The sequence below is a fragment of the Streptomyces alanosinicus genome (genome assembly GCF_014650595.1).
In the GTDB taxonomy this organism is placed as follows: Bacteria; Actinomycetota; Actinomycetes; order Streptomycetales; family Streptomycetaceae; genus Streptomyces; species Streptomyces alanosinicus.
This window is the reverse complement of the sequence record NZ_BMVG01000026.1, coordinates 76,797-96,731: the sequence shown is the minus strand read 5'-3', so window position 1 is coordinate 96,731 and position 19,935 is coordinate 76,797. Positions and strand designations below refer to the sequence as shown.

The window sequence follows — 19,935 nt, the reverse complement described above, 5'->3', positions numbered from 1 at the left end:
CCTGCCCAGCCGAAGAACTGATCCACCCACCCCAGCAAGAGCCATCAGAAACGCCCTAGTGCTCTAGCAGGAGGGCGATCCCCATTGCCGTCGGGGGCCCGTCAGTTACGGGCCCGCCCCGCGCGCCTACGGACGTGCCCTGAACCGCCCGTCGCCCCGCTTGCGCAGCCAGCCCCGGGCGGCGAGCTTGGTCATCTTCGCCCGCAAAGGTTCCAGCTTGCCGTGTACCGAGGCGTCCAGCCCCAGCCGCTCGCCGACCGCCCTGACCTGCACCGGGCCGTCCCCCTCCCGCACGATCGCCAGGATCTTGCGGTAGTCGCCGGGCAGCCCGCCCTCGTCGGCCGCGTCGCCGCGGTGCGGGACGAGCAGGACTGCCCGCCCGGCCACCTTCGTCGATTTCAGGATGCACACCGCTCAATGGCGAACCGTGCAAACCGTCCGCAGCGACGCGTACACACGCGATCAGTTCATCTCGCTGGCTGAGAACGCATCAGCCCTGCCTTGCTCCCCGATCGTCGGCACAGGTGACCGCACCCCCTGCAGGGGGTGCGTGATCGCTTTTTCGGTGCTGCCTACACGGGCATTTCCGAGGCGGCAAGTTCCTTGCCCTACACGGCCCTTGGCGGGGAATTGGGCTCTGACCTGGTCAGATGCACCCCTGGGTGCATCAGGGTGGGGTTCTGACAGCGCGCCAGCCTCTCGTCCCTACAGCACCCCGTGCAGGCGTTCTCCTTGAAGCCGTCGTCTTCCTCGCGGTAGCGGCGCATGACCTTGGAGCCGGGGGCCCACCCGCCCTGCTTCTCCATGACGGCGTCGGGGTTGCCGGCGCGGGAGGACTCGGTGACCAGCCCGCGGCGGGGGCTGTGCCCGGTGGGCCGGATGTCGAGCCCGGCGCGGGCGCCGATGCGGGTGAGGATGTCGCCGATGGTCACGGGGTCGAGCCCGCTCTTAAGGACGGTCTTCCAGCGGTTGTGCACCGCGCGGAAGGCGAAGCTGTCGGGGTCGACGTCCTCGCCCAGCTCCTGCTTCCAACGGCGCCAGGCCCTCACGGGGCAGAGGTGGGCGCGTGAGCCGAAGGGGACCGCGACGGTGCGGGGAGCGGCCTTAGACACCCGGACGTCCACGATGAGCCCGCGGCCCTCGGGGTCCTCGGTGATGTCGCGTACCCGGCGGGGACGGGTCGGCGGACGCCGACCGAAGCTCACCGAAGACCAGGCCGCGCTCGCCCAAGCAAAGCAGGGCAAGATGGGCGCACCTGACGGCAGATGGACTGCCGTAGCATGTCCGGCTCTGCTGCTCGCCGTGTCGTGAAAGGCCCTGTGTTGATCCCGGAATACTGCCCGTTCCACCAGGTCGAGGACGCCTGCGGGCCCATGGCCCGGCTGCTGGAGCAGGCCGGTCTGCTCGCTCTGACGCCGAATGCTCCGGCCCGTCCCGGTCAGGAGGCGCCCGCCGCTGAGGACTCCGCCTTCGGCGTTCCGATGGCCGAGGTCTCGTTGCGGCGGATTGTCGCGCGGATCAACACCTGGGGCCGGACCGCCCTCGACCCCACCATTCCCCGTCTGGACGTGGCACCGGGCGACGTGCGCTCAGTCCGCTACGCGCTGCAGGCCCTGTACGAGACGGTCCAGGAAAAGGCCGGCCTCGACCAGCGATGGTGGCGGGTGAAGGACCGGCTGACCCAGGCGCGTGCCAGCCTCGTCCGCGACGCACTGGCCGATGCCGAGGACGACCGGCTGGCCGCGTATCTGGCGGCCCTGCACGTCGACCGCGCCTACGCCGTCTGGGAGGCGGAGATCAAAACGGGGCTCGGCTCCTGACCCGGCCCGACGCTCTCCCTCTGCAAGTCCTCGCCGACGGCGTACGGGGTGGGAACGAGGCCGGTGTCCTGGCAGGGGCAGCAGGTGTGTGCCGGGCCGGCCGCAAGCAGATGAATCCGCCCCGCGCCTTCGACCGATCGCCGAAGCGCCGACGCCCCGGACCACAACACAGAGCAGCCCGGCGGGCGTCATCGCCTACCGATCGCCGTCCTTGTCGTCCTCCGAGATGAGGAAGCCCCGCATCAGCGTGGGCGCCTCGGACAGCACCTCACCCACGGTGGGCGGCAGGCCCAGCGGAGCGGGCTCGGGCATTGGGATGTCAGGCAGGCGTTTGACCAGCACCCCATGGTCTACGAGTACATCGGTCTTCAAGTTGCCGTGCGCACCCAGGACCGCGGCGATCGCGTGATGCATGTGACGGCGCCCGTCACGGTGGAGGAGAGTCGCTGGGCCCTGGACGATGGCCTCGCGCTGCTCGGTGGCCGCCGTCTCACGCAGCGTGCGGGAGGTGAACCACTCTACGAACACCGCGCCGTCCTCCGCATCAGTGACGACGACACCATGGGCACGGTCACGCTCGGCGGTATCCGATCCAGGAAGACCGACGCTGGCCAGGACGCGCCGCACCTCCTCGTCCAGCGGCTTGGGGCGCGGGGGCTTGCGGCGCAGGGGTGCAGTCTCATCGGTCATGCGCTTGGACCTTACCGCCCTCCCCTGATTGTGAGAGCCGGACAGGTTGACGCGAAGGGCACCCTAGGGTGGAAACGGCCTGGTCAGGCGGCAGACCAGGGCGGAGGCCGCCCGCTGCACAGGTCGATGGGGACCAGGTCGATATCCTGTACGGCCGTGTAGTCGCCGGGGCGCAAGTGGTGGTTGACGCGGCCCTGCAGGCGATACTGGACCCATGGCCGTCATGTCTCCCCGCTCGCCCGTCCCCGACGCCGCCCAGGTGCTACGGGCCCGGTACACCCACCGGCTGCCGACCCGCCTGGAAGACCTGACCGGCCCCGACCACGGCACCGTCGACCTGCCGCTGCACGTCGTCTGGTCCGGGCGCCGCTCCTACGACCTGACCGGCCTCAAGTCCCGGATCAGCCTCTACCGCACCGTCCTCGCCGAAGGACAGCGCCAGGACCTGGAGGTCTTTCTCAACCGGGACCTTCTGATCAGCCAGTGGCCCATCCTGCGCACCCTGATCAGCCGCTTCGTCCGCGATGCGTGGGAGGACGCCTTCCCCGAGCTGGCCAATGCGAAGGCCCCGTGAACCTGACCCAACTGCACCGCCGCCTGCTCGCCGACGTACTCGCCATCGGCACCCCGTACCCACTGGTCATCACCGGCGGGTACGCCGTGCAGGCCCACGGCCTGGTCGACCGGCTCTCCCAGGATCTGGACGTCGCCACCGAGAATCCCGCCCCGATGGATCAGATCATCCGCACCGTCCAGGCGGGCCTCACCGAACGCGGCTGGAGCGTCCGCGAGATCGAGACCGACCCGCTCTCCGGCCGCCTCATCGTCACCGACCCCGCCACCGGCGAGGACTGCGAGGTCGACATCCTCAAAGAAGCCTTCTGGGCCCCACCCGCCGCCACCGAGCACGGGCCGGTCCTCGCCCTCGACGACGTGATCGGCACCAAGGTCCGGGCCCTGGCCGAGCGCGGCGCGGTCCGCGACCTCATCGACGTCCACGCCGCGTCCCGTCACCACACCACCGCCGACCTGGAGAGACTCGGCCGCCGCCATGCCCGCACCGAGTTCAGCCTCAGCGACCTGCGCGACCGCCTCGCCGGCGCGGAATGGTGGGACGACGCCGACTACACCGGCTACGGCCTCAGCCCCCACCAGATCGCGGACCTGCGCGACTGGGCTCTCGCATGGGCGAGCGATCTCGACACCCGCCTGCACGCCGAGGAAGATCCCGACGACTGACTGCGGCCGTCGTACGCGCTTCAGCCACCACCCCAGGGCCCACCGCCGCCCGCGGACATCGTCGTGATCTGCATCACAGGCCGACCCTGCGCGAGACGGGTGTGGCGGCGCCGTGAAGGTACACCGCGCGGCTGCCGTGAGTGATCTTTCCGCTGCTCAGCGTGGCACCTGGTACGGCGCTCCAAGTGAGGGGTCCGGCACTGTGTGAACTCGCTGTGCGTGACCGCAAGTTGACTGTCCGGAAGATTTCGCGGGCGGCCGTTGCACGAATCGCGTCCTCGATCGGTTTGCTGATTCCCGGGAGCGCAGGGCTCTCCGGTGCCCCGGCAAGGGGAGACGGCGCACCGCCCGCTGAGGACAAGGACTGCATAGCCGTGAATGACGTAGCCGATCTTGCGCTGGCCCTCTCGGGGGTCACGGCGCTGCGTGTGTTCGGCCCAGGTGCGGGGACGCTCGTGCGGCGTCTGCTCGGTGCCACTGTGCGCATCGGAGCCGAGTCGCTCGCCGAGCAGCGTGCCGCCGGCCTGCCGGCCGGCCCCGCGCAGCGCGACGACGAGAAGGGGGGGCTGTCTGTGACCGGCCAGGAGCCCCAGCGTGTCGTGCGTACGATGACCACCGAGCTGCCCAACACCTTCTGGGCGTTTCACAGCCTCTACTACCGGCCCTACCTCGAATACGCCCACATCCAGCTCGGTGACCGCCGTTTCGCCGGCGAGCTCGTGCACGCCACGTTCATGACGCTGGCGCTGCAGTGGCCGGACATGATGGAGGACGCCAACCACGAGGCGTACGCGTGGGCGCTGCTGCGTGAGCGGATCGCCCTCGAGCTCCACCTGCAGGGCCGTACTCCCGCGACCGTGGAGACCGCGGCGTTCGCCCGGGTCAACCGTGCAGCCCTGGAGTCCGTACGTGACCAGCTCGCCGACATGGAGAGCGCCCTGGGCCTGTACGCGGCCATCTCCCGCCTGCCCGAGCGGCAGTTCGACGTGATGGTGCTGCGCTACGTCCTCGGCTACACCTGCGAGCGAACCGCCCACATCCTCGGCGTGACGGAGGCGACGGTTCGCTCGCAAGCCCGGCACGCCAAGCGGAAGCTGGCCAAAGACCTTGACCTGAACGTCGACCTGAGCGCGGACTGCGACCATGCGGAGTGTTCACCCGATGCACCTGACATCCCTCGAAGAAGCCCTTGCCGGCGCCCGCGTCCTGGACGACGAGTACGACGACTACGACCCCGCCAAGGCCCGCCGGCGCATCGCGGCCGAGGTGTCCCGCACACGCTGGGAGAACCTTTTCGATCGGCGGCTGCCCCAGGTACTGGCTCAGCGGTACTGCGGCGACACTCTCCTGCCTCGCCCTGCAGACACCCCGCAGCGGCGTCACACGCCCCGCCCTGCGGAGGCGGCAGCGGACCTGCATGCCCTGTCCTGGTCCGTCATTCACGACCCCGAGGCAGCGTCCTACGTGGCCCGCCTCGTCAACGACTGCCTCATCGACCCCGACGGTGCCCTGATCTTCGCCTGCCTGCTCGACCTGACCCAGCAGGAAGAAGGCGCACAGTTCTGGTGGCAGTTCGCCGTCGGAGCCGGCAACGCAACCTCCGCCTACTGCCTCCACCTCCTGCACCTGTGCCGCGGTGAACTCGGGGACGCTGCGTTCTGGGCCGACCAGGTCACACTGCTCCAGCGCGACCCCGGCCAGTACCGTCTCCGAGCAGACACCGTCCTGGACCTGGAGCCCTACAACACCTGCCCCCTGCACGCCCACGAGGACACCGCCCTGCGGCACACCGTCGAGAACCTGACGGCAAGCTGCGACGACGACTACGGACTCGTGCCGCAGCCGGACCCCGCCCTGGCCGAACAGCTCGAACAGCTCGCGACCACCTGAATCGAAGCACCGGCGGCTGCCGGCATCTGCGGCCTCGCGGCCTGGTCACGCCGGGGTCCGCCCTACGGCAGGCTGCGAGACGGCTGCCGGCGTCTCGTGTTTCCGGGCAGGGCGTTCCCGGTGAGGCGATGCTTTGAGCGTGCCCGCGGCTGTGCGCCCTTCGGCGTACCGGCGCGACCGGCCCTGGAGCAAAGCGCGGATCAGCCGATGCCGAGGCGGCTGAGTGCCGTTGTCCAGTCGGTGGCGAGGGCGTTCTGCGCGGCGGCGAGTGTGACCTTCCCGGAGCAGATAGCGGTGTGGATTTTCGTCTCGACCGGGTCTTTCAGGTTGTTCACGCCCGATCCCGGTTTGTGGCCCGGGTCGGGCGGCTGCACCCACAGATTGCGGGCATCGTTCGGGTCGCCGCCGTCCGTGAGGCTGAGCAGGTGGTCGTATTCGGCGTCTTTGAAGGAGCCCTTGTAGCCGTAGGAGGCGGCGTTGGCCTGCTTCTCCTTACTGGTGATCGCCTCCGGGGGCCGGATGTTCTTGGTGTAGCCGCCCTTTCGGCAGATGGTCGTGGCCAGGTTCGCCTGGGTGACTGCCGGGGAGACCGCACCCGGCGTGCACTTCGGGTCCGGCAGCGGCTCACCCTTCTCGTTCCGGTAGTGACAACTGCCCGCAGGCGGCTGCTGCTGCACCGTGTACGTCGTCTGCGGCCCCGCACCCACCGGGATCTTCGCCCTACCGGCAGGCACACCACTCCCCGACGGCCCCGCCGCCGACGCTCCACCCTTGTTGTTCGAGGTGCCCGGCCCGGAGTGCGAACCGGATGAACAACCCGCCAACAGCAGACAGGAGAGCAGCACCGGCGGCACGGCGCGACGGATGGAACCCATGACATCCCCTCACGAACAAAGCGGCAACTGAGCACATGCTGCCCCACCCAAAGGCGCTCCTACCGCCCGCCCCAGACGCATGGGCGTGCGGAGCCCGGCGCACCCGTGCCCACCGCATCAGCTTGTACAGAAGTGATGCTGTTGGTGATCTTGGGAATTCATGGGTCCCGGATCCCCCGACCAGTGACACAAGCTGATGCCTCGCAGATCGGTCCGGTAGTACACCGCTACCAGCAACACTGGGGCCGCCGGCAACACAGCGCGCCAGGAAGTACGCCGCGCCGCGGGCGCGCTTCCTGATCGGTTCGTCGAAATTCCGGCCCGCGACTGCCGGTCCCGATGCCACGATGAGTGGGCGCCTTACCCGCATTTGTTGACCAGCCAGAGGGGGTCGTCATGTTCCACAGCTCCGGCCCACCGGGCCGTCCTGTCGATCGCATCTGGCTGGAGACCCTGCGGGAGTTCGGCCGCCCGGTGGCTGTCCTCGCGCGGCCCGAGCCCAGCTGGCGCCGTCTGGTGGGCCAGGGGTCGGTCGATGGCCTCCTCCAGCGGCTCGACCTCGGATACTACGAGGAGCACACCATGCTGGTGCATGTCACCACCCAGCGGCGCCTGCCCGAGCACGTCCGTGTGTTCTCAACCCTGGAGCCCGATGCGCTCCTGGACGAGTTCCTCTTCAACTCTTCGCCCGATGGACCGATCCGGCTGCCCAACGAACTGGCTGCCGGAACAGGCCAGCTGGTCGTGGACGGAACGGCGGTCGAGGCGCAGCGGCTCACACGCGGCCAATACGTCGCCACCCTCGCCACGATCGGAATGGAGATAGTTGCGGTCATCAGCACCGCCGCCCTCCACGATCAGGCCGTCCATCTGACCCTCGACACCACTGCCATCCCCGGCTGAGGAGGAACACCGGCCGACGGGAGCATTCTGAAGATCGCCAACAACATCCAGAAGTTGTGCCAGAACCGAATCTCGTGAACATAGCCAGCACGGGGATCACCGGATCTCTCCCAGGAAGCCCCGGTCAGGCCGGGGAGGAATAGGTCCTTGCACCGGAGTCGCGCAGCGGCGGAGTTGGCTTCGAAACATGTCCTGGCGTGGCCTGACGGCCAGGCGTCCTGGCGGATGCGTTTCTGTCGTGTCGCCGTACGCGGTGTTCGTGACGAACAGGCTGCAGGCCGGGCATCCTGGGCGGCATGGACTTCCAGCCGGTTGAGCGCGCCTCGGAGGCGTTCCAGCAGTCACTGACCGTCCAGGAGATCGGGAAGGTCTGCCAGCGGGCGTTCGGGGACGGATGCGGCCACCGTGTATAATTCCTGCCCCTCAGCGGGGCGTCTCACCGGTTTCACCTGGCTGGCGAGGTCTTCACCCCCCGATGTCGGCCCACCGGTCCCGGAGGATCTTCGGAACCTGACTGGAGTCGGCCTACACGACGACGCCGCTAATCGTGGCCTGAGGGGCGAGGAGCTCATTGACGCGCGCGGTCAGCTGCGGTCCGGGCATCCGGACCTGTGTGCGCCAAGCGGGGCTTGAGCATCGCACGTGCAGACGTCCACTGTCGTCGATTTCCCGACCGGTTCCACTCGCCGGGCAGTACCCTCGCCCACCGCCGGCGTCCACCATGCGTCGAGATCCCCGAACCACTCCGGTTGCGTCAACGACATGTTCCACGCTCCTCTCGCGTGCCTCCATGATCGGACAGGTCCGGCCGGGCGCGGGTGCCTCGAAGGTGCGTTGCGTCAGCAGCACACAAGGATCTCAAGGGCGTACCAGCCCAAACGGCGTGCCGTGCTGTCCACTTTGCGAGCTGGCAGCCATGCTGGTGGACTGTGGCGTGGCTTCGCTTCTTTGGTAGGCCGCGGCGTGTCAACGGAACGGATCGGCAGACTTCATAGGTCCGGTAGTCCCAGCTCTGACACGAGGGAGCAAGTAACTCGCTGGTAGGTTCCGGGGCTTAACCTTTGCGGCGGGCGGCAGGATCTCGCTCGGCTACGTGCCGGGCAACCGCATCGACGCTGGGGCGGGTGTACCGCTCCAGGGAACGGACGGAGGCGTGGCGGGACCGAGCCAGCAGCATCGGGGTGGAGGCTCCGCCCTCGGCCTCGTGTGTGAGTCCGGAATGCCGTAGCCGGTGCAGCGTCCAGCCCTCCAAGTCCTCAATGTCCTCGGGCGAGGCGAGCGGATTGGCCAGCAGGCGGGTAGCCTCCTCAAAGAGTTCCTCGGCCCGGCGGTAGGAGAGCCGGGCCCGGCCCGTTTCCGGGCTCCCATGTCACCGCTGCGGTGGACGGTGAAGTCGACCCGCACGTTAGCGCGGGAGCTGGCTCGGACCGGGCACAAAGTCAGTGCGGACACCGTCGCGGACCTGCTGCGGGAAGAAGGCTTCAGTCTGCAGGCCAACGCCAAGACCATCGAGGGCAGCCAGCATCCGGACCGGGATGCCCAGTTCCGTTATCTCAACGAGCAGGCCCGCGATCACCGGGACACCGGCCAGCCGGTGATCAGCGTGGACACCAAGAAGAAGGAGCTCGTCGGCGAGTTCAAGAACAACGGCCGTCAGTGGCGGCCTCCGGCTGATCCCGTGCCGGTGAACGTCCATGACTTCGCCGACCCGCAGCTGGGCAAGGCCGTCCCGTACGGGATCTACGATCTCGCGGCGGACACCGGCTGGGTCAACGTGGGCACCGATCACGACACCGCCGCGTTCGCAGTGGAATCGATCCGCCGCTGGTGGTGCGGCCAGGGCCGGGCCGCCTACCCACAGGCGACACGACTGCTCATCACCGCCGACGCGGGCGGCTCGAACGGCTACCGGACCCGGGCCTGGAAGCTCGAACTCGCCCGGCTCGCCGCCGAAACAGGACTGACGATCACCGTTTGCCACCTGCCGCCAGGCACACAATGCCGTTGCTTGAACTCGTCAAGCAGTTCCCAGTGACGTTGGCGGAGCGGGGTCGTTGGGCTCGGCATGCATCCTTGGGTGGGGTTGTCTGATCATGTGCGACTGGGTGTGGTGACCCGATGGGTGACCCCGGAACTGGTCGCCGGGGTGCTGGAGAAGTGCGGAGTCCGGGACAAGAAGCCCGGCGCGCTGCCGGCTGGGTTCATGGTCTACTTCACGCTTGCCCTGGCGTTGTTCCAGCAGGATTCCTATGACGATGTTGCGGAGCAACTTGTGGGCAGTAGCAGAGAGTTGAGCGGGAGCATCCCGAACAAGTCCTCGTTCACGCGGGCGCGCAGGCGTCTGGGGCCGCTGGTCCTGCAGACCGTTTTCCGCGAGTTGGCCAGTCCGTTGGCCCCCGTCGGCGTGGAGGCTCTTTTTACCGCGGGATGCGGCTGGGCGCGGTAGACGGGTTCGTGCTGGACGCGCCGGACACGACGGCCAACCGTGCTGCGTTCGGCGGTCCGGTCAAGAACGGGCAGCCGGCGGGTTTCCCGCAGGTACGGGTGGTGACACTGACCGAGTGCGGCACGCATGCGCAGGTCGACGCAGCGGTGGGCGGATTCAGTGGGGGCGAGCGGGAACTGGCGATCGCTCTGGCTGGCTCGGCGAGCGGGATGCTGGTCATCATGGACCGGAACTTTCCCGGGGTTGCTTTGTGGAAGGCGTACCTCGGGGCCGGGGCGCACTTGTTGATCCGGGCCCGTTCGCCGGTGGCGCATCGGCCGGTTGGGCATCTTCCCGACGGTACCTACTTGGCCAGGATGAACCTGGCCGGGCAGAAGGGCGCACACCATGGTGGGGTGCTGGTCCGGGTGATCGAGTACCGCGTCGACGGCGGCGAGGTGGTCAGGCTGCTTACCGATCTGCTCGACCCGGTTGCCTTTCCGGCGGCGGAGTTGGCCCGGCTCTACCATGCGAGGTGGGAGGCGGAGTCGGCGTTCCGGCACATCAAGACCTTCCAGCGTGGGCCGGCCGAGGTTCTGCGCTCGGGAGACCCGGATCTGGTGCAGCAGGAGGTGTGGGCGCACCTGGTCGTGCACCACTGCCTCACGCGGGTCATCATGGGCTTGGCCGACGACAACGGCATCGATCCGGACCGGGTCTCGTTCGTCAAAGTCCTCAAGCACACGCGGCGCAGTGTGGTCCGTCAGTGTGCGGATACGCCCAAGAAGATCAAGAAGTTCCTGGCCATGCTGGCGGCGAAGGTGCACCGGAAACTCGACAACGGCGCCAGGCGCCTGCGTGAGGCGGACCGGCATCTGAAGCGGCCGGACTCGAAGTACTCCTCGAAGCTCTCCTACCGGATCAACACCCGGGACCGGCAGCCGACACGGCGCGTTGCCCCCAAGGTCGTCACCCTGCAGCCGACGATAGTTCACTGACTGAAGCAACGGCATTGGCCAGGCACATCGAAGTGGAACAAGATCGAGCATCGGCTCTTCTCGCACATCACCATGAACTGGCGCGGCCGCCCGCTGACCAGCCACGAAGTCATCGTCCAGTCCATCGCCGCGACCACCACCCGCACCGGACTGCGTGTCATGGCCGAGCTGGACACCAACACCTACCCAACCGGAGTCCAGATCGGCGACACGGAGATGGCGGCCCTGCCACTGACCCGACACGCCTTCCACGGCGACTGGAACTATGCCGTGCACCCCCAGTCGTGCCCCGCCATCCCAGCGCCGCGGGCTCTGCAAAAGCCGGCCCCGGAGTGGGACCATGCTCTCCTGTCCGACCCCGTCCTGACCGGCATGTCCCGGCAGCAACTGAGCGATCTCACCGACACTTTGGCCGTCGACGGCGACGTCAAGCGCGGCCGCCCGCCCCGGCTCGCCTTCTCCGACCAGGTCCTGGCGGCCGTCCTTCACCTGCGGGTCAACCTGGCCGCGGAACCCCTCGCGGTGCTGTTCGACAGCAGTCGGACCGCCATGCACCGCACCCTGCTGAAGATCAGAAGGCTGCTCAAGACGCACAGCATCGTCATCCCGCCAGCGGCCACTCCACCCTCCGCCCGCACAGCCCTCCAGGCTCGGGTTCGAGCCCAGACCGGCGACCCCAACAGCAAGATCAAGACGACGTGTTAATGACCTGCAAGCCCTTAGGCTGCGAAGGGGCGTTGGTCGTGGTTGTTCCCCCACCGGTTGGTGTGCCGGTGCAAGGCATGGCTATGCCGGACGATCTATCAGGTGACCTAAGGAGCAGGAGCGGTGACGGTGGGGATGAAGGCGGTGCCGCTGGTCGGCGGACCGGTGGAGTTACGGGGTGCATTGGATCTGGAGACCACGGAGGCGGGGGTGATGCCGCGTCGGCTGCCGGCGTGGACCAAGGTGCAGTACCAGGATCCCTCGGTCTACGGGGTGACCCTGATGCCCTCGGGGGTCCGGCTGGTGTTCCGTACCGACGCGTGTGAGGTGGAGTTGGACGTACTCACCTCCACGGGGCAGCTCGACGCCGAACCTCAACCCCGCCCGACCGGGATGATGGAACTCCTGGTGGACGGCGTGCCGTTCGGGCGGCAGCAGGCGCCGCTGGGCAACGTGCTGCGGATGGCGGGCCCCGGCGCCGAGCAGCGACTGATCCCGGGCGAACCGGGGACTGTCCGGTTCGGCGGGCTGCCGGCCGGCATGAAGCAGGTCGAGCTGTGGCTGCCGCAGCAGACCCCCACGGAACTGGTGAGCCTGCGGGCTGACGGCGAGGTGTTGGCGCCGCTGCCGGACGGGCGACGCCGCTGGGTGCACTACGGCAGTTCCATCAGCCACTGCCTGGAGGCCGACGGCCCGACCGGCACCTGGCCGGTGGTGGCGGCAACGCTCGGGGGAGTGGAGGTGATCAATCTCGGCCAGGCGGGCAACGAGATGCTGGATCCCTATGTCGCCCGGACGATCCGCGATCTTCCGGCCGACCTGATCAGCCTCAAGGTGGGAATCAACATCGTGGCCCTGGCCGCCTTTCGGCAGCGGTCGTTCGGCCCGGCGGTGCACGGATTCCTCGACACGATCCGGGAGGGACACCCGCAGACCCCGCTGCTGCTGATCTCCCCGGTGAGCTGTCCGACGTTCGAGGAGCGTCCCGGTCCGGTCGCGGCGGGTGCGGACGGGAAGATCACGGCCCTGGGCGACCCGGCGGACGTGGCCGGTGGGGCTTTGTCGCTGACTTTGGTGCGTGCCGAGCTGGCCCGGATCGTGGCAGCCCGGCGGGCGCGCGATTGCCATCTGCACTATCTCGACGGACGCGAACTGCTCGGGCCCGACGAGGTGGCCGACCTGCCCGATGGCCTGCATCCCACCGCCGCCGCGTACCGCCGGATGGGCAAGCGTTTCGCCGCACACGCCTTTGTGGACGGCGGTCCGTTCGCCTGTTAGTCGGCCTTCAGGCTGCCTGCCGTGATCACGCCGTCGCGGACGGTGTACGTGCCGTGGTAGCTCTTCGTGCTCCCATCCATGGCGTGGACGTTCAGCGCCACGGCTACGACGTCACCTGTGACGGACTGGACGGTGACGGAGGTCGTCGCTGTGTCCGCGAAGCCCGCCACGAAGGTGTCATAGCTCTCGCCAAAGTTGCGGCCTCCCAGCGACCAGGCTGTCCGATAGTCCCTCTCGTTGACCGCATCGAAATACCGCTCGACAGTCTGGGTAGGTCCAAGGGTCGCGGTGGACGACGGCGGCGGCCCGGCCGGCGCCGAGATCTCGCCGGGCGCCAGGGTTGTCAACGCGAAGCCGCCCGCTGCCAGGAGACAGGCGGCGACGAGCCCGACGAGGGTCGGCATGTCCTTCATGGACCGGTCGTTACCGACGCTGAGGGAAGCGGCCCGGATCTGAGGCCAGCGCCACGGCTCGACCGTGACGACGAGATCGGTCGGTGGGTCAACGCGTGAACCTGGAAGCGTTCCGGCCTCGGATGCGGAGTCGACCTCGGTCGGCTCCTGGCGACGCGTGCCCGGCAACGCCGCCTGTACGGCCCAGGCCAGACCGGTCTGTTCGCTTGGACGCGGCTGGAACGCGGGAGCACGGCGCGAAACGATGGCCACGACCCGGCCGGGCAGGGAGTTGGCGCGCACGACCATCAGCTCCTTTGGCCTTCGCCGTCGGCCAGGGCGGTCTCGCTGTCCGGGACCGACGTGTCAGGGCGGTTGCGCTCGGCGGAGCGCGGACCCTGGGGCTCGAGAAAGAACGCGGCCTCGCCACTTTCCCCCTCGCGCGGGGAGGTCGCGGTGACCGCGGTGACGCCGACCTGCAGGACGAGGGGATGAGGGCCGTCGCCTTTTCCAGTAGCAGAGGCGTCCCGGCCCCGACGATCATCGCCACCCAGGCGGTGGCGCTTTGCTCGGATGTGCGCGCTGCGACGGCCACACCCGCCCCGACGCCGAGCCGTAAGGTGGTGGCGAGGATGTAGGCCAGAAGTCCCAGGGTTGGTCCGTCACCCGGATTCTCCCAGGGCCAGCGCTGGTGGCGCCGCACGGCTGTCCAGAACTCCAGCGACTCGACGGCGAAGCCACCAAACAGCCCCCACAATGCCACGGCTGCGCGTGGACCGCATCCTCGACGAGGCCAAGCACACCGGCGACCCGGTCCATCTCATCCGGCTCTTCGGCCTGTCCCCGCACACGGCCATGCAGTACCTGCGCGCCGCCCACCCCGGGCGCCACCGCCCCAGCCCCCTGCAGCCGTGAACACGCTAGGCCGACAATTGACCTTGGTTGACGGCCATTCCCTCGATCTGGGCGTCCACGGTCTTCTCACCGTTGGACGACACCGTGCCCAAACGGATGGGGGCCTGCAACTCGAACCGTGCACCTCCGGTCGGGGACCCGTGGTAGGTGAACGGGCCGGGAGTGTCTGCCTGCCGTTGGAAGGTGGCAGTGAATGACTGAACCCACGTCTCGACGAGCCCGGTGGGGCCGAGAGCAAGGGTGCTGGCAGGAGAATCGTCGTTGTCCGGCAGGACAACGGTGACCTTCCCGAAGTGGGCGTGGGCCGGCTCCAGCGTGAAGTTGAGTGTCTGCAGGCGTACGAAGTCTGGGCCGCCGGCCATGACTTTCTGGACGAGTGAGCCGATGAAGTTCAGCCTGGGCAGCGGCGGCGGCAGGTTCACAACCAGCGTGGCGCCGAAGGAGTTCGCGGTGAGGTTGACCGTCTGTCCGATCTCGGGCAGGCGCTGGTCCTGGGCGGCGGACTGCTGGACGGCGTAGGCACGGCTGGCATGGCCCATAAGCAGCGCGCCGCCGGCGGCCGCCATCACCTGACCAAGCAGGCGCCGACGACTGGGGAAAGAAGTCATGCCGAGAATTTTCGATCTTCACGCCGCACCCGGCAGCGGTCCTGGCAGCCATATCCACCCAACGGGTGATGGCCGCGTCGCTGATCGCGCGACACCCGGGTGCACCCACGACCTGACCTCCGCCCGCGCCCACGGCATCATCCAGGCCTGCCTGACCCGGCAGATCCTGGTCCTGGCCGACCGCGCCTACCAGGGCGCCGGCTCCACCGTCCGCACCCCCTACTACGGCCATCGCGACCTGCACGAGCACTACCAGCAGTTCAACCGCGACCACGCCTGACTCCGGGCCCCGGCGAACGCACCTTCGCGCGCCTGAAGTCCCGGAGACTATTACGACGAGCACGCTGTTCGACCAACCACATCGGCCGCACCGTCGAAGCCGTGCATACCCTCCTGACCTGCCTATACACAGGATGAGAGAAGTGCACTAAGACCGCCGACGACATTCTCGACCAAGCAAAGCCGGGTCGCCGGACGTCATTTAGGTGATATTAGCTACGTCGGGGAGTATCTCCATTGCCCGCTTTGCTTCGACCAGCCCGCAGCTTCAAGGAAGTGCTGTCGATGGGTCTCGTTGTCGCCATACCGATCACTTGTACTGACATCCTGCCGACTCTGTGGCGACGGCCCATCGAGTCCAATGGCGGTTTGGGAATTTATGCTTTCGACCACCGATCTCCAGATCACGTCCGCAGCCTTCGTGCCACCAGGTTCGAAGATTAGGCGCCGCCGCTGGAGCAAAGTAAAACAAGGCTCATTGAGCTTCCGGAACGTCGATTGTGTCGAGTCTTCACCGACGTTGGGCGAAGCGAGTCCAGCTTTGAGAAGCTCATTAATGCTGAGGGACGTGCACTGTCGTAGCAGGAAGGTGCGCCAGGCGCCCTCATCTGGGCCCTGCGGTATTGGCGACCCTGCCGCCAGGTGTGTGGTCCGGGTGCGCAAATCCCTGATCGCTTCTACTGCAAGCCGAAGAGCAAAGAGGTAGCCGCACACGTAGACAGCCTCATCAAGCGTCAATCCGTCTGGCCTCGCCATTTTGAGCAGTTGCATGATTGCGAAGAGAGCGAAGGTGTCGGGAGCAAGCTCATCCAGTAGCGCCTTGGAGATCTCGCTTGCTGGCATCTGCCGGGCGAGGTCTCCTATCTCATCCGGGGGGAGAATCAGTGTCGCTCCGGAAAGGAGATTTTGCTCGTCGACATTTCCCGACGCGATCAGCTTGTAAACGTTGAATGTAGAAGCTGCCTCACGCTCGAGTGCAGCATAGAAGGTAGGATCACTTCTCTTAATCAAATGACCGAGCTCGTGGAGGAATACGTAGAGCCGAGCGATGACGGCATGGTTGAGAGTAGTCGTTTCATCCTCACCCTCTGGAAAATCCCGGCAGAGGAAGGCCGCGAGCGCTAGGCGCGATTCTGGTCGAGAAGTCAGACCGTTCCGACTCTGGACCATACTCTGAAGCGTGCAGGATTCCTTGTAATAGCCTTCATCATAGAGAACTTCCGACATTAGGCTCTGTGTGGCATCGAGGCCACGATCGTCGTACCACATGAGCTGATATTTGTCCGCTATCAGCGTTCCAGCTATCCGAAATACATGTTCCAGGTAGTTCTCATTCCAGATTAGATGCCATTCGCCAGCGAAATGCATGGAATAAATGGGGGCGCCAAGAGATCGGATTGGGACTAGCCGCGCCGATGCAGCCGTTTGAGCCATATAGTCGCGCATCTGGCCGAACTCGTCATTCGAATCTAGATCCAAGAATTCCGCGGTGTGGCTCTGCGAAACCAGCCACTCAACAGTAAGGGGATGCACTACGATCCGTCGGCTTTGAGAATTCTCTCGACCTCTGCGGCTGTGTAGCCCGACAGTCGTCTTTTCTGCCCGTCTTTAACGAAAGCCCGTGCCCTCGCGCGGGCCGTCTTGTCGCGAAAGTAGGCCACGAGCAGGGGCGTGAGCGTGGCACTGAGTGGCACAACCGCTTGTAGGAAGTCCTGCGCCCCTTCGAAGTGGTCCTGCGGGATTACCTCGACGCGTGGATCCTTCACCTTCAGGTCGGCGAAGAAAGCTTCGTCCTCGATTGGGCCCTCAACTACCACGTAGCCGTCCATCGCCCACCTCCTCGCCGTCCGCGGGGGGCATCTCGGCCAGCCGTCTTTAGCAATGGTAGCCGCCGCTCAACCCAGCGGGAAGGAGACGCGGATTGCGCTGGTGAAACGGGCATGAGCCTCGATGTTCCGGGATCTTGCTGGATCGCTCGGTGTGGTCTTCGCGTCTTGATTGGCGCGGTTTCGCGGCTACCGGCCCAGCTGTCGCGGCGGGTGGCGCGGGTTTCCACGGTTCCCGGGTGGTCCTCGGCTCGCGCGGACGGTTGAGTGGCTGGTCCACCGGGGGCCGGGTAGAGCGCACAACCGGGCGAGCGAGGGGACTCCAGGCGTCAGTCCACTTCTTTCATCCTGTGTATAGGCAGGTCAGGAGGGTATGCACGGCTTCGACGGTGCGGCCGATGTGGTTGGTCGAACAGCGCGCTCGTCGTAATAGTCTCCGGGACTTTGTCCCAGCATCCCGTCGACTGGAGCCCGCCCCGCTTCCGGCGCACCCAGCACACCGCCACCCGCGTACCGCAATGGCGCGCCTGGTACGAACACGGCGATGTCTCCCTGCAAGACATCGCCGACCGCGAAGGAACCAGCCTCGCCACCATCCGCCTCGCCCTCATCAAGAACGGCGTCGCCATGCGCTTTTCAAAGGCTCAGGCAACTCGACCGTGAGCCCTCTGCCACCGACCACTGGGCCGAGAGCAGAGATCACGGTGCGCCCAAGCGGCTCAACAGCAACGATTCTGCGGTTATCCGGACAACGCCCAGGGGCGGGGCGCCGCCGAAACGGAGGCTGGGCCGGTTCATTCTGCCGCCATGCAAGATCCTTTCGACTCCGTCCTCGCTCTTACGCACACGGCCCCCCGCCGCTCGGCACAGGCCCCGGATGCGCTGTCGGAGCATCCATCGTGTGGCGTTCGGCCGACCGGAGTGGCCTGCGATATCGCGGCGGTGTCCTCACAGGAGGCCGACGGCAACAGGCGAGGAGGTCGGGGCCCGTGCATGGAGCGGCCCGTCATCGCGCGGGGCGGGTGAGCTCGGCGATGCGGTCGAGGAGGTCGGTGACGGCGGGACGGCGCTGGTGGGGTCGCAGCTTCTGGATGGCTGCGTTCAGGCGGTTGTCGGCTCGGGTGGACGTGAGGGTGGGGTAGACATCGAGAAGGGCGTGCCAGTGGGTGAGGGCGGCATCGAGATGGCCGAGGCGTAGCTGTGTTTCGGCGAGGCGTGCGCGGGTGAGGGCGGCGGGGAGCTGTTCGGTGGTCGTACGCAGGCGCAGCGAGGTGGTCAGGGCCGTGAGGGTGACGGAGTGGTCGCCCAGGATGGCCAGGGCCTGGGCGCGCTGGTAGTGCAGGGCACCGGCCGGGTAGCGGGTGAAGGGGCCCGGCTCGGCATCAGTCTGGGCGTGGAGGCGTTCGGCGCGGGCGAGGGCGGCCAGGGCGGCGTGCCGGTCATGGTGGGCGGTGAGGACGGCGAGGTGGATGTGGGTGTAGGCGCGGACGGCGGGCGGGGCATGACGGGCGTGCCGGTCGGCCTGCTCGGCAAGGTTGAGCACGGCAGTGTCGTGGTGGCCGAGGTCGTGGGCGTGGGTGGCCATGGCGCGCAGGATGATGGCGAGGGTGGTGTGATCGCCGGCGTCGGTGGCGAGGCGGGCGGCGATCTGGTGGTAGTGCTGCGCGGTGACATGGTCACCGCTGTCGGCGCACATCGAGCCCAGCAGCAGGACGAGGCGGGCGGTGGCTGTCTGCAACCCGCGATGGATGTCGGTGCGGGCCGGAAGGTCCAGCAGGGGGGTGACCTCGTGGGCGAGGTAGGCGGCCAGGGCCGCCCGCACATGCCGGCCGCCGTGCTGGTCGGCACCGGTGGCGAACATCAAGGCCATGGTGCGCAGTTGCTCAAGGTCACCCGCTCCGGCGCGGCGGCCGGGGCGCGGTGCACTGGCAGGCGCCGTCGGAGGCGGGGTGGGCTGTTTCTGGTCGGGCAGGGCGAGCGCGGTGGCGGCGAAGACGCCGGCGCTCAACAGGGCGCGTCGGTGCGGGTCGAGTTCGGCACGGGTGAGGTGGGCGAGTTTGCGCATGGGGTCGGCCTCCCAGGCAGGGTCCACGATGGCGGCGGGGGCTCGGGTGAGGCCAGCGTCGTACGCCGTGACGCGCCTGCCCAGACGGCGGGAGAGACATTCCAGGAGCAAAGCGGGGACGGGCGGCCGGGGCTGGGTGCCCTCCAGCCAGCGCCGCACGCTGGTGAGATGGACGGCCAGCGTTGTCCCCTGTTCGGCGGCGACCTTCCGCAGCGCGGCGGCCAGCTGAGCGGGACTCCAGCCGGCCGCCTCCAGTAAGTGGGCCAGCCGCGTATTGGGGGTGCGCGGCATGACCGCCTCCCGGGACGCGCGAACAGGTGTGATCTGGCGTTGCCTGAAGAAGGGGGTTGCGCACCGCTGCCGTGGTCCTGCGCGATGGCTCCACGTGCGTCGGGTGCAAGCCGTGCTTCGGTCATGCCCTCCGGCTGGACATGAGACACCCGCTCCCGTGTTCCGCGGCCCCAACCGGTGGTATGCGGTGCTCTGCTGGTCCGGATGGCACGGACGTCGCCTTCTGGCGAGGGACGTCGGCGGCGATCGGCCTCGCGTGGACCTGCTCGCCCGTCATGCCCGCAGGGTGGGGCGGCTGCGTTCCCTGAGGTGCCCCAAGCAGTGGCGGGATTTCGTCGCCGTCCAGACGGTCCGCCGAGCACGAGACGCCGAGGATCTCCGGCCCGGTGGACGCGGGCTCGTTCGGTGCCGTACAGGCCGCGGCTGTTCGGGCGGGCGCGACTTCGGCGGTTAAGAAGGGATCTTGCACAGCGGGTTCCCCTTCCGCTGGTGCGTCGCTGACGGTGGGCTCGTTTTTGGTGCGGTATGGCAGTCAAGCGAAGCGGTGCGGGCGGATGTAAGCGTGTGCGGACGACGTATGCGGGACGCCGGTTCCCACCCCCAGGCATGTCGCACGCACCCCGCGTGAAGCCGGCGCACTCGGCGCAGAGCCGACCGGCAGGGCAAGAGCTGCAGGATGCGCGAGACGTCCGCCGGTGCGGGACCGACCGGCTGCCCGCATCGGGGTCACCCCGCC

Annotated in this window: 20 protein-coding genes and 5 pseudogenes; 14 read left to right on the top strand and 11 right to left on the bottom strand. The window is 67.7% G+C overall.

What is annotated here, in order from left to right:
- Positions 1–126: 126 nt before the first annotated feature.
- The gene (locus IE277_RS34105) at positions 127–411 is read right to left on the bottom strand and encodes a hypothetical protein (protein WP_229882164.1); all 285 of its coding nucleotides are present in this window, start codon (positions 409–411) and stop codon (positions 127–129) included.
- A gap of 197 nt (positions 412–608) precedes the next feature.
- Positions 609–1,205 carry a site-specific integrase gene (locus IE277_RS47900; RefSeq protein ID WP_229882163.1) on the bottom strand — a complete coding sequence of 199 codons (597 nt, stop codon included), beginning with the start codon at positions 1,203–1,205 and terminating at the stop codon, positions 609–611.
- Between the two features lie 114 nt (positions 1,206–1,319).
- On the opposite strand from IE277_RS47900, the gene IE277_RS34095 reads away from it, so the two are divergent.
- Positions 1,320–1,820 carry a hypothetical protein gene (locus IE277_RS34095; protein ID WP_189957594.1) on the top strand — a complete coding sequence of 167 codons (501 nt, stop codon included), beginning with the start codon at positions 1,320–1,322 and terminating at the stop codon, positions 1,818–1,820.
- 195 nt (positions 1,821–2,015) lie between these two features.
- Here IE277_RS34095 and IE277_RS34090 read toward each other — a convergent pair whose 3' ends face one another.
- Positions 2,016–2,510 carry a hypothetical protein gene (locus IE277_RS34090; protein ID WP_189957593.1) on the bottom strand — a complete coding sequence of 165 codons (495 nt, stop codon included), beginning with the start codon at positions 2,508–2,510 and terminating at the stop codon, positions 2,016–2,018.
- Positions 2,511–2,724: 214 nt separating this feature from the next.
- Between IE277_RS34090 and IE277_RS34085 the strand changes: the two genes are divergently transcribed.
- From IE277_RS34085 to IE277_RS47890, 4 genes and pseudogenes are all read left to right on the top strand, one after another.
- Complete coding sequence (locus IE277_RS34085) at positions 2,725–3,084, top strand: hypothetical protein (RefSeq protein WP_189957592.1); 360 nt, start codon at positions 2,725–2,727, stop codon at positions 3,082–3,084.
- On the top strand, positions 3,081–3,749 hold the full coding sequence (locus IE277_RS34080) for a nucleotidyl transferase AbiEii/AbiGii toxin family protein (RefSeq protein WP_189957591.1): 669 nt from the start codon (positions 3,081–3,083) through the stop codon (positions 3,747–3,749). The genes IE277_RS34085 and IE277_RS34080 overlap by 4 nt, the downstream gene beginning before the upstream one ends.
- A 608-nt stretch (positions 3,750–4,357) precedes the next feature.
- Positions 4,358–4,843 (top strand): annotated as a pseudogene (locus tag IE277_RS47895) (RNA polymerase sigma factor); the annotation flags it as partial.
- 67 nt (positions 4,844–4,910) lie between these two features.
- On the top strand, positions 4,911–5,639 hold the full coding sequence (locus tag IE277_RS47890) for a hypothetical protein (RefSeq protein ID WP_229882166.1): 729 nt from the start codon (positions 4,911–4,913) through the stop codon (positions 5,637–5,639).
- A 200-nt stretch (positions 5,640–5,839) separates the two neighbouring features.
- Here the strand turns inward: IE277_RS47890 and IE277_RS34070 are convergent, their stop codons facing one another.
- Positions 5,840–6,514 (bottom strand): hypothetical protein, encoded by a 675-nt coding sequence (locus IE277_RS34070; RefSeq protein WP_189957590.1) that lies wholly within the window; start codon positions 6,512–6,514, stop codon positions 5,840–5,842.
- Between the two features lie 396 nt (positions 6,515–6,910).
- Between IE277_RS34070 and IE277_RS34065 the strand changes: the two genes are divergently transcribed.
- The gene (locus IE277_RS34065) at positions 6,911–7,417 is read left to right on the top strand and encodes a hypothetical protein (RefSeq protein ID WP_189957589.1); all 507 of its coding nucleotides are present in this window, start codon (positions 6,911–6,913) and stop codon (positions 7,415–7,417) included.
- Positions 7,418–7,942: 525 nt separating this feature from the next.
- On the opposite strand, the gene IE277_RS49760 is transcribed toward IE277_RS34065, so the two are convergent.
- On the bottom strand, positions 7,943–8,140 hold the full coding sequence (locus tag IE277_RS49760; RefSeq protein ID WP_373310951.1) for a DciA family protein: 198 nt from the start codon (positions 8,138–8,140) through the stop codon (positions 7,943–7,945).
- A 640-nt stretch (positions 8,141–8,780) separates the two neighbouring features.
- Between IE277_RS49760 and IE277_RS34055 the strand changes: the two are divergent.
- The 5 genes and pseudogenes from IE277_RS34055 to IE277_RS34035 all read left to right on the top strand — a co-directional run.
- Positions 8,781–9,413, top strand: a pseudogene (locus IE277_RS34055) (ISAzo13 family transposase); the annotation flags it as partial.
- A gap of 69 nt (positions 9,414–9,482) precedes the next feature.
- On the top strand, positions 9,483–9,863 hold the full coding sequence (locus IE277_RS34050) for a transposase domain-containing protein (RefSeq protein ID WP_268252684.1): 381 nt from the start codon (positions 9,483–9,485) through the stop codon (positions 9,861–9,863).
- Positions 9,845–10,840, top strand: a complete 996-nt coding sequence (locus IE277_RS34045) for an IS4 family transposase (RefSeq protein ID WP_189957602.1) — start codon at positions 9,845–9,847, stop codon at positions 10,838–10,840. The genes IE277_RS34050 and IE277_RS34045 overlap by 19 nt, the downstream gene beginning before the upstream one ends.
- A gap of 18 nt (positions 10,841–10,858) precedes the next feature.
- Positions 10,859–11,545 (top strand): annotated as a pseudogene (locus IE277_RS34040) (ISAzo13-like element transposase-related protein); the annotation flags it as partial.
- A 135-nt stretch (positions 11,546–11,680) separates the two neighbouring features.
- Positions 11,681–12,823 (top strand): GDSL-type esterase/lipase family protein, encoded by a 1,143-nt coding sequence (locus IE277_RS34035; protein ID WP_189957601.1) that lies wholly within the window; start codon positions 11,681–11,683, stop codon positions 12,821–12,823.
- Here the strand turns inward: IE277_RS34035 and IE277_RS34030 are convergent.
- A complete protein-coding gene (locus tag IE277_RS34030; RefSeq protein WP_189957586.1) occupies positions 12,820–13,518 on the bottom strand; it encodes a nuclear transport factor 2-like protein in 699 nt (232 codons plus the stop codon). The two genes, IE277_RS34035 and IE277_RS34030, sit on opposite strands and share 4 nt — an antisense overlap.
- A gap of 453 nt (positions 13,519–13,971) precedes the next feature.
- Between IE277_RS34030 and IE277_RS34025 the strand changes: the two genes are divergently transcribed.
- Positions 13,972–14,130: a hypothetical protein gene (locus IE277_RS34025; RefSeq protein ID WP_189957585.1), complete on the top strand. Its 159-nt coding sequence runs from the start codon at positions 13,972–13,974 to the stop codon at positions 14,128–14,130.
- A gap of 5 nt (positions 14,131–14,135) precedes the next feature.
- On the opposite strand, the gene IE277_RS34020 is transcribed toward IE277_RS34025, so the two are convergent.
- Positions 14,136–14,738: a hypothetical protein gene (locus IE277_RS34020; RefSeq protein WP_189957584.1), complete on the bottom strand. Its 603-nt coding sequence runs from the start codon at positions 14,736–14,738 to the stop codon at positions 14,136–14,138.
- A gap of 82 nt (positions 14,739–14,820) precedes the next feature.
- Here IE277_RS34020 and IE277_RS34015 point away from each other — a divergent pair.
- Positions 14,821–15,155 (top strand): annotated as a pseudogene (locus IE277_RS34015) (transposase family protein); the annotation flags it as partial.
- 78 nt (positions 15,156–15,233) lie between these two features.
- Here the strand turns inward: IE277_RS34015 and IE277_RS34010 are convergent.
- The 3 genes and pseudogenes from IE277_RS34010 to IE277_RS49755 all read right to left on the bottom strand — a co-directional run.
- Positions 15,234–16,550, bottom strand: a complete 1,317-nt coding sequence (locus tag IE277_RS34010) for a hypothetical protein (protein ID WP_189957583.1) — start codon at positions 16,548–16,550, stop codon at positions 15,234–15,236.
- Positions 16,550–16,846 carry a hypothetical protein gene (locus IE277_RS34005; RefSeq protein WP_189957582.1) on the bottom strand — a complete coding sequence of 99 codons (297 nt, stop codon included), beginning with the start codon at positions 16,844–16,846 and terminating at the stop codon, positions 16,550–16,552. The genes IE277_RS34010 and IE277_RS34005 overlap by 1 nt, the downstream gene beginning before the upstream one ends.
- 340 nt (positions 16,847–17,186) lie before the next feature.
- Positions 17,187–17,297 (bottom strand): annotated as a pseudogene (locus IE277_RS49755) (IS5/IS1182 family transposase); the annotation flags it as partial.
- On the opposite strand from IE277_RS49755, the gene IE277_RS34000 reads away from it, so the two are divergent.
- Positions 17,288–17,506 carry a hypothetical protein gene (locus IE277_RS34000; protein WP_189957581.1) on the top strand — a complete coding sequence of 73 codons (219 nt, stop codon included), beginning with the start codon at positions 17,288–17,290 and terminating at the stop codon, positions 17,504–17,506. The pseudogene IE277_RS49755 and the gene IE277_RS34000 overlap by 10 nt on opposite strands.
- 343 nt (positions 17,507–17,849) lie before the next feature.
- Here IE277_RS34000 and IE277_RS33995 read toward each other — a convergent pair whose 3' ends face one another.
- Positions 17,850–19,199: an NsdA family TPR-like regulatory protein gene (locus IE277_RS33995; RefSeq protein ID WP_189957580.1), complete on the bottom strand. Its 1,350-nt coding sequence runs from the start codon at positions 19,197–19,199 to the stop codon at positions 17,850–17,852.
- Positions 19,200–19,935: the final 736 nt, after the last annotated feature.